This window comes from Aeromicrobium sp. (assembly GCF_036676885.1).
Taxonomy (GTDB): domain Bacteria; phylum Actinomycetota; class Actinomycetes; order Propionibacteriales; family Nocardioidaceae; genus Aeromicrobium.
In genome coordinates this window covers 1-5,986 of record NZ_JAKFCB010000280.1, presented here as the reverse complement: position 1 = coordinate 5,986, position 5,986 = coordinate 1, and the positions used below count along the sequence as shown (strand labels likewise).

Annotated in this window: 6 protein-coding genes; 2 read left to right on the top strand and 4 right to left on the bottom strand. The window is 71.0% G+C overall.

Annotated features, from left to right (window positions below):
- Positions 1 to 163: 163 nt before the first annotated feature.
- From V6M46_RS12690 to V6M46_RS12675, 4 genes are read right to left on the bottom strand one after another with little or no spacing between them, the layout of a single operon-like run.
- On the bottom strand, positions 164 to 1,516 hold the full coding sequence (locus V6M46_RS12690; protein WP_332665622.1) for an FGGY family carbohydrate kinase: 1,353 nt from the start codon (positions 1,514 to 1,516) through the stop codon (positions 164 to 166).
- Positions 1,509 to 2,525 (bottom strand): class I mannose-6-phosphate isomerase, encoded by a 1,017-nt coding sequence (locus tag V6M46_RS12685; RefSeq protein WP_332665620.1) that lies wholly within the window; start codon positions 2,523 to 2,525, stop codon positions 1,509 to 1,511. Before V6M46_RS12685 ends, V6M46_RS12690 begins: the two co-directional genes overlap by 8 nt.
- The gene (locus V6M46_RS12680) at positions 2,522 to 3,556 is read right to left on the bottom strand and encodes a LacI family DNA-binding transcriptional regulator (RefSeq protein ID WP_332665618.1); all 1,035 of its coding nucleotides are present in this window, start codon (positions 3,554 to 3,556) and stop codon (positions 2,522 to 2,524) included. Before V6M46_RS12680 ends, V6M46_RS12685 begins: the two co-directional genes overlap by 4 nt.
- Positions 3,553 to 4,506 (bottom strand): 1-phosphofructokinase family hexose kinase, encoded by a 954-nt coding sequence (locus tag V6M46_RS12675; protein ID WP_332665616.1) that lies wholly within the window; start codon positions 4,504 to 4,506, stop codon positions 3,553 to 3,555. Before V6M46_RS12675 ends, V6M46_RS12680 begins: the two co-directional genes overlap by 4 nt.
- Positions 4,507 to 4,698: 192 nt before the next feature.
- Between V6M46_RS12675 and V6M46_RS12670 the strand changes: the two genes are divergently transcribed.
- Both V6M46_RS12670 and V6M46_RS12665 read left to right on the top strand, forming a co-directional pair.
- Positions 4,699 to 5,664, top strand: coding sequence for a tagatose 1,6-diphosphate aldolase (locus V6M46_RS12670; protein WP_332665613.1), 966 nt, complete (start codon positions 4,699 to 4,701; stop codon positions 5,662 to 5,664).
- A 3-nt stretch (positions 5,665 to 5,667) separates the two neighbouring features.
- The coding region (locus V6M46_RS12665; protein WP_332665612.1) for an AAA family ATPase at positions 5,668 to 5,986 on the top strand (319 nt) is incomplete at its 3' end.

The window sequence follows — 5,986 nt, the reverse complement described above, 5'->3', positions numbered from 1 at the left end:
CTTGTAGTCGATCAGGTCGTCGTCTGACGGATCGTTGATGCCGGCGGCCGCATACATGCGCTTGAGCGTGTTGCGTTGGTCCATCGCGAGCACGGCGAACGTGCCCTCAGGCGTCGCGATGTCATGCAGCGACGTCTGGCTGGTGATCGACTGGGTCATGGGTCTACCTCGCTGTGATTTCTCGGTGGTGGGTCTGTCTGGTGAAGGCGACGAAGTCGCTCGCCTCCTGGGCCGCGAAGGCACCGACGAGTGCCGCTCCCACGGCGGTGTCCTCGGAGCGCGGCGAGAATGTGGGGTTGGGCAGCACGGCCCGTCGGGCCGCCTGCACCGAGAGCATCTGCGACCAGCCGCCGGAGACGACGCTGCTGTGCGCCGGGGCGACGACGGCGTCCATCAGCTCGAGGATCCGCTCGACCTCCCGGTCGGCATGCGCGAGCGTCGCGGCGAAGAGGTGGGCGGGGCTCAACCCGTCGACGTCGGCGGTGATGGCCAGTACGCCGTCGTTGTTGCGTGCGCCGGTGACGTCCAGGATCCGGCCGGCGCCCGGCGGGAGCGCCGTCACGGCGCGGTCGAGCTGCTCGCGGCCGGTCGCATCGTGGACGCCGACGAGCTGGAGGACCCGGCGCAGCAACAACCCGGTCTTGACGCCGGCGAGCATGACGCCCTGGCCGGCCACCATGTGGCGAACGACGTTGAGGCCCGAGGCTGCGAGCTGCGTGCGGGTCGGGGCGTCGAGCAGGCTGGAAAGCGGGCGCACGAGCGCCTCAGCCGTGCCCATCGAGTCGTAGAGCTGGTCGTCCTCGACGACCCCGGCAGCGATTGAGGCGACCAGGTGGTCGTGGCCGGCCACCGAGAGGGTCGCACCGGTACGCGCGTGGCGCCCCCACGACGACCCCGCCGTACGGATCTCGGGCACGAAGCCGTGCGGTGTGCCGAGCACGTCAAGGGCCCAGGGCCATACCGTCGCGGTCTCCTGGTCGAGCAGGCCCGTGCGGGCGATCAGCGAGACCTCGGCGGCGATGTCACCGCCCAGCTGGTGCACGACGAACTCGGGGACACTCAGCCAGCGCTGTCGAGCCAGGTCGATGCCGCGCTCGCGCAGGTGCAGGAGCTTGCCGACCGAGGCGAGCGGGCTGACCGGCAAGCCGGTGACGCCCGAAAAGGCTTGCTGGAAGTCTGCGGGCGTTGCGGCCAGCTCGGTTCCGCCGCGGGGGTCGAACCACGCGATGATCGGTGCCGCGGCGGTGCCGTCGGCAGCCAGCAGAACCCCCGCCTCGGCCATGCCGGACACGCCGATGCCGTCGATCTCAGCGTCGGTGACGTCGAGGAGATCGTCGAGCAGGTCGTGCACGAGACCGGTCAGGACGATCGGCGAGAGCTCCGCGGTCCCGCCGTGGCCGGCCTGCCAAGGTGTCGGGCGGCGGCACTCGTGCGCCACGGCTCCGTCGGGCGTACAGGCGACGGCCTTGACCCACGTGCTGCCGATGTCGATGCCGATGCTGAGCAGGTCAGACATGCGGCACCTCTCGTCCGGCGGCGGGCCGCGCGACCAGGATCCGGGTGTTGCCATCGGCTCGCCATTCGCCGAAGCCGGCGGGTACGGCGAGCGCGTCACCGGCCTGGACGTTGATCGTGCCGTCGCCCAACAGGCGTCCCCGACCGGAGAGCACCAGCACGGCGGCGAAGCCGGCGCTCAGGGTCTCCCGGATGCCGCCGCACAGCAGGTCGAGCCTGAAGAACGCGTCACTCTCCGACGGCAGCAACGGCACGACCGTGTCGTGGTAGCCGTCGAGGTCGGTGTGGACGATCAGGGAGGACAGGCGCTGGGCCGACAGCTGTGCCGTGTCGACCGCCTGCATCGCGAGGTCGAAGCCCAGCCCCAGGTGCGACTCGTCGCGGGTCGACGTGGTCAGCGACCACTCCAGCACGATCGAGAAGTCGGTCGGCTCCTGCACCTCGGCGACGAACGTGCCCTCGCCGATCGCGTGCGGCGTGCCCGCCGGGACCAGGATGCCGTCGCCGCGGCGCACCGCGACCCGGTGCAGCCGCGAGAGCATCCACTCGTTGTCCTGGGCATCCCGGGCGGCAGCCAGGTCGGTCGGGTCGACGTCGTCCTTCCACCCGAGGTAGACCGCGCCGTCGCCGGTCGCGTCGAGCACGAGCCAGGCCTCGGTCTTGCCGTGCGCACAGTCCAGGTGCTGCCTCGCGAAGCTGCGGTCCGGGTGGGCATGGACCGGCAGTCGCTGCCCGGCGTCCAGCAGCTTCACGAGCAGCCCGGTGTCCGGGCTCGCCTCGGGCGAGCCCAGCCAGGCCCTGGGATCGGCGGTGACCAGGTCCCGCAGGACGTCGCCGTCGGCCGTCGTGGCGAGCCCGATCCGGGTCTCGCCGGCGCGCGCGACCGTGGAGGCGATCCACTCCTCGGGCTGCCGCGCCGACGTGGTGGCGATGCCCCGCAGGGCGGCGATCTTCGCGCCGCCGGCGTAGAAGTGGTCGATGAGGTTGGGGCGCAGCTGGGTCGGCATCATGGCGCCACCTCGCCGGAGCCGCGTTCGACGATGTCGGTGTCGACGATGATCGTGCGGGGCTCGTCCTCGGGGATCTCCGCGGTCGGATCCTTGCGGCGAAGCTTCTTGGCCTCCAGGTGTGTCAGCACCCGTTCGATCGCCGCGACGCCGATCGCCTCGGGATCCTGGTTGACGTACGTGACCGCCGGCCGCAACGTCTTGGCCAGCGGGAAGTCGCCGAAGCTGATGAATGCGACGTCCGCACGCTCAGCGGTGTGCAGCGCATGCGCCACACCCACCGCCGCGCGGGGGTTGGCGGCGAAGATCGCGGTCGGCTGGTCGTCCTCGGCGAGCATCTCGGCGACGACGTCGGCCGCGTCGACGTCGACGGTCGGGCCGGGTCGCACCCACTCGGGGCGTACCGCGATGCCGGCGGCCGCGAGGCTCTCCTCATATCCGACCAGGCGCTCGACCGTCGTCGGGAAGCGCGCGTCGCTGCCGACGAACGCGATCTTGCGATGCCCGTGCGCCAGCAGGTGGTCGATCGCCCGGCGGGTGATCCCACGATCGTCGACGGCTACGACGTCGAAGCCCTCGATCTCGATCGAGCGGTCGATCAGGACGATCGGGAACGACCGGCGATAGGGCTCGAGATACGCATGCGAGCCGCTGACGGGCGCGAGGATCAGCGCCTCGACGCGCTGCATCGCCATCCGCTCGACCTGGCGGCGTTCCCGCTCGGGGGTGAACCCGGTGCTGCCGAAGATCACGTTGAGGCCGGCCGCCAGCGCGCGGGCCTCGACAGCATGCGTCAGCGACGCGAAGAACGGGTCGGCGATCGTGTCGATGATGACGCCGACGGTGTCGCCCGAGCCCATCTTGAGCGAGCGGGCGAATGAGTTGGGCACGTACTGCAGCTCGGCGACGGCGGCGAGCACCCGGTCGCGTACGTCCGGGCGTACGGTCGTCGTGCCGTTGACGACCCGCGACACGGTCTTGATCGAGACACCGGCGAGCGCCGCGACCTCATGGAGGGTGGCCGGCTTGGTCATGCCTTCACCGCCTGGGTCAGCTCGGTGACCCGGTCGGCATCGACCCGACCGGCGCCGGGCATCTCGACGGCAGCGCTCGCCACCGTGACGCCGAGCTCGATCGCCTCGAGCCAGCCCAGGCCGCGACAGAGGCCGACCGCGACGCCGGCCGCGAACGAGTCGCCGGCGCCGATCGGGTTGACGACGCTGACCCTCGGAGCGGGGATCCAGGTGGTGGCTCCGTCAACCGCGGCGCACACGCCGTGGCCGCCGGCCGTCACGACGGCACGCCGGGCGCCGCGTCCGACCAGACCCTCGGCCGCAGCGGCAGCGCGCTTCCGAACCTCGTCGAGCGGGACGGCCTCGGCCTCGACGGGCTCGGTGACAGCGCCGGAGACGATGCCCTCGGCCTCGGCGAGGTTGGGCGTGACGAGGTCGGGCGCGAACGGCAACGAGCCCAGCAGGGCATCGCGGGCGGCATCCACGATCGTCGGAACGTCATGGCGACGAGCGAGCTCGACGAGCAGGCCGTACGCCGAGACCGGCAGGCCCGGGGGCAGACTCCCCGAGCACACCAGCGGGCCACCGGCAACCGGCAGTCGTACGTCGACCTCGGCCACCAGATGGTCCAGGTCGACTGCGCTCATCGCGGGCCCCGGCTCGTTGAGCACGGTGGCCCGACCGGACAGCTCGAGGATGATCGTGGCGGACCGGACGTCACCCGCAACCGGTACAGCGTGCATCACGATGCGCTCGCCGGTCAGCAGTTCCAGGAGCCTCGCCCCGTCGCCCTCGGCCACCAGCCCGACGAGCTCCGCAGGCGCCCCGAGATCGCTCGCGGTCCGCACGACGTTGACGCCCTTGCCTCCGGCCGTGACCTTGACGTCGTACGGCCGGCTGACCGTACCGACCTCGAACGAGTCGACCGCGAGGGTGCGGTCGAAGCAGAGGTTCGGGTTGACGACGAGCACGTATCGATCTCCTTGGCGTGTGTGACGTGGACCACGTTCGGGTCCTTCGAAGCCCTATACTGAACCCCAAAAGACAACGTTGTCCAGTGTTTGCCCGAAAAATAGGCAACGTTGTCTTTGAGACCCGACGAGTCAGGAGCGCATGTGACCACCCCACCAACCCCTTCGGCGCCTGGGCCGCAATCCCTTGGAATGCTGCGGAGAATCCAGCGCATGAGCGATGCCGACGGGTTCATCCGCGTCGCGGCGATCGACCACCCGGAAAATTACGTCGCGTTGTTCGACCCCGACCTCAGCAAGGTCGGCTTCGAGGAGGTCGTCGAGTCCAAGCTCGAGCTGATCCGGGGCATGGCTCCGCACTGCTCCGCGGTGCTCGTCGACCCCGTGTGGTCGTACGGCCAGGGCGTGCTGACCGGGTCGATCCCCGGCGACATCGGGATCATCTCCGGGCTCGAGCAGCTCGCCTACTCACCGACCGGCTTCGGCACCGAGACCGTGGTCCGCAGCTCGTGGACCGTGCCGGTGCTGGCGCGGCTCGGCGCCGACGGGGCCAAGCTCGTGGTGTTTTACCGCGAGGAGCAGGCCGACATCGTCGAGGCGCAGCACGAGCTCGTCCGGGGGATCGTGGCACAGTGCCGCGAGCACGAGATCCCGCTGATCGTCGAGCCACTCTGGTACCCACTCGACGGGGAGTCGCTGGACGATTCGGCCGTCCGCGCGGCCCGCGTCGAGGCGATCATCGCGTCGGCTGCGACGTTCGCCGACCTGGGCGCGGACATCATGAAGGTCGAGTTCCCGGGCCACGTCGGCACTCCCGACGGCGAGGCCGACGCGGCCAAGGCGTGTGCCCGGCTGGATGCCGCGATCGACGTGCCGTGGGTCCTGCTGTCGGCGTCAGCCACATTCGACCAGTTCGCGGTGCAGCTCAGGATCGCCGCCGAGGCGGGGGCCTGCGGCTTCATGGCCGGCCGGGCGATCTGGGGTGACGGCGTCGGCCGGCACGACGCCGAGACCCGCGCCCGTGGCGTACGCACGGCCGTCGACCGGCTCGATGCGCTTGCCGACGTCCTGCGTGCACACGCTCGACCCTGGCGCGAGCCCGTCAGCGTGAGCGAAGCCGTCGCCGCGCTGCCGGCCGACTGGCATGAACGGTACTGAGCCGTGAGGGTCTGGTGCGTCGCCGGCAGCGCCGGCAGCGGCAAGAGCACCCTCGGCCGCCGCCTCGCCGCGACAGCCGGGGCGACGCTGCTGGATCTCGACACGCTCACCAACCCGCTGCTCGACGCAGTCAACGATCGCCTGGCGCCCGGCGGGCACTGGAACGACGATGAGCTCCGCGAGCTCATCCGCCCGGCCAGGTACGCCTGCCTGCTCACCACGGCGCGCGACCAACGGGACGCGGGACTCGACCTGGTGCTCGTCGCACCGTTCACCGCCGAGCTCGCCGGTGGGCCGGAGTGGGCGGACCTCCGCGCAGCCG